This is a genomic window from Citrobacter sp. L55, assembly GCF_002850715.1.
GTDB lineage: Bacteria > Pseudomonadota > Gammaproteobacteria > Enterobacterales > Enterobacteriaceae > Citrobacter > Citrobacter braakii.
On the sequence record NZ_KZ559443.1, the window covers coordinates 557 to 3,346 of the forward strand.

General features: G+C 50.8%; 2 rRNA genes (1 of these 2 running past the window's edge). Both read right to left on the reverse strand.

The features are described 5' to 3' along the window. A 23S ribosomal RNA gene (locus B9P82_RS27905) occupies positions 1-2,251 on the reverse strand; its annotated part reaches 556 nt to the left of the window's first position; the annotation flags it as partial. Positions 2,252-2,668: 417 nt separating this feature from the next. Continuing rightward, positions 2,669-2,790 (reverse strand): 16S ribosomal RNA (locus B9P82_RS27910); the annotation flags it as partial.

The following is a 2,790-nucleotide window of genomic DNA, read 5'->3' on the forward strand; positions in this document are numbered from 1 at the left end:
CGGGCAGGCGTCACACCGTATACGTCCACTTTCGTGTTTGCACAGTGCTGTGTTTTTAATAAACAGTTGCAGCCAGCTGGTATCTTCGACTGATTTCAGCTCCATGAGTAAATCACTTCACCTACATATCAGCGTGCCTTCTCCCGAAGTTACGGCACCATTTTGCCTAGTTCCTTCACCCGAGTTCTCTCAAGCGCCTTGGTATTCTCTACCTGACCACCTGTGTCGGTTTGGGGTACGATTTCGTGTTACCTGATGCTTAGAGGCTTTTCCTGGAAGCAGGGCATTTGTTACTTCAGCACCGTAGTGCCTCGTCATCACACCTCAGCGTTAACAAGATTCCGGATTTACCTGGAATCTCCGCCTACATGCTTAAACCGGGACAACCGTCGCCCGGCTAACATAGCCTTCTCCGTCCCCCCTTCGCAGTAACACCAAGTACAGGAATATTAACCTGTTTCCCATCGACTACGCCTTTCGGCCTCGCCTTAGGGGTCGACTCACCCTGCCCCGATTAACGTTGGACAGGAACCCTTGGTCTTCCGGCGTGCGGGTTTTTCACCCGCATTATCGTTACTTATGTCAGCATTCGCACTTCTGATACCTCCAGCAACCCTCACAGGCCACCTTCAACGGCTTACAGAACGCTCCCCTACCCAACAACACATAGTGTCGCTGCCGCAGCTTCGGTGCATGGTTTAGCCCCGTTACATCTTCCGCGCAGGCCGACTCGACCAGTGAGCTATTACGCTTTCTTTAAATGATGGCTGCTTCTAAGCCAACATCCTGGCTGTCTGTGCCTTCCCACATCGTTTCCCACTTAACCATGACTTTGGGACCTTAGCTGGCGGTCTGGGTTGTTTCCCTCTTCACGACGGACGTTAGCACCCGCCGTGTGTCTCCCGTGATAACATTCTTCGGTATTCGCAGTTTGCATCGGGTTGGTAAGTCGGGATGACCCCCTAGCCGAAACAGTGCTCTACCCCCGAAGATGAATTCACGAGGCGCTACCTAAATAGCTTTCGGGGAGAACCAGCTATCTCCCGGTTTGATTGGCCTTTCACCCCCAGCCACAAGTCATCCGCTAATTTTTCAACATTAGTCGGTTCGGTCCTCCAGTTAGTGTTACCCAACCTTCAACCTGCCCATGGCTAGATCACCGGGTTTCGGGTCTATACCCTGCAACTTAACGCCCAGTTAAGACTCGGTTTCCCTTCGGCTCCCCTATNCCCCCAGCCACAAGTCATCCGCTAATTTTTCAACATTAGTCGGTTCGGTCCTCCAGTTAGTGTTACCCAACCTTCAACCTGCCCATGGCTAGATCACCGGGTTTCGGGTCTATACCCTGCAACTTAACGCCCAGTTAAGACTCGGTTTCCCTTCGGCTCCCCTATGCGGTTAACCTTGCTACAGAATATAAGTCGCTGACCCATTATACAAAAGGTACGCAGTCACCCCATAAAGAGGCTCCCACTGCTTGTACGTACACGGTTTCAGGTTCTTTTTCACTCCCCTCGCCGGGGTTCTTTTCGCCTTTCCCTCACGGTACTGGTTCACTATCGGTCAGTCAGGAGTATTTAGCCTTGGAGGNCTCCCCTCGCCGGGGTTCTTTTCGCCTTTCCCTCACGGTACTGGTTCACTATCGGTCAGTCAGGAGTATTTAGCCTTGGAGGATGGTCCCCCCATATTCAGACAGGATACCACGTGTCCCGCCCTACTCTTCGAGTTCACAACACATGCACTTTTGTGTACGGGGCTATCACCCTGTATCGCCGGACTTTCCAGACCGTTCCACTACCACACATGCTGATTCAGACTCTGGGCTGCTCCCCGTTCGCTCGCCGCTACTGGGGGAATCTCGGTTGATTTCTTTTCCTCGGGGTACTTAGATGTTTCAGTTCCCCCGGTTCGCTTCATTACGCTATGTATTCACGNCGGACTTTCCAGACCGTTCCACTACCACACATGCTGATTCAGACTCTGGGCTGCTCCCCGTTCGCTCGCCGCTACTGGGGGAATCTCGGTTGATTTCTTTTCCTCGGGGTACTTAGATGTTTCAGTTCCCCCGGTTCGCTTCATTACGCTATGTATTCACGCAATGATAGTGTGACGAATCACACTGGGTTTCCCCATTCGGAAATCGCCGGTTATAACGGTTCATATCACCTTACCGACGCTTATCGCAGATTAGCACGTCCTTCATCGCCTCTGACTGCCAGGGCATCCACCGTGTACGCTTAGTCGCTTAACCTCACAACCCGAAGATGTTTCGTAAAACANAATGATAGTGTGACGAATCACACTGGGTTTCCCCATTCGGAAATCGCCGGTTATAACGGTTCATATCACCTTACCGACGCTTATCGCAGATTAGCACGTCCTTCATCGCCTCTGACTGCCAGGGCATCCACCGTGTACGCTTAGTCGCTTAACCTCACAACCCGAAGATGTTTCGTAAAACACTTCAGTGTTGCGAAAATTTGAGAGACTCGGACACACCGTTTTTCATTTCTTGTTTACGGAGAAATGAAACAGTGTGTCGTTTCAATTTTCAGCTTGATCCAGATTTTTAAAGAGCAAAACTTCTTAATGCACTCGAAAGTACATTCAGAAGTTCATCATTCATCAGACAATCTGTGTGAGCACTACAAAGAACGTTTCTTTAAGGTAAGGAGGTGATCCAACCGCAGGTTCCCCTACGGTTACCTTGTTACGACTTCACCCCAGTCATGAATCACAAAGTGGTAAGCGCCCTCCCGAAGGTTAAGCTACCTACTTCTTTTGCAACCC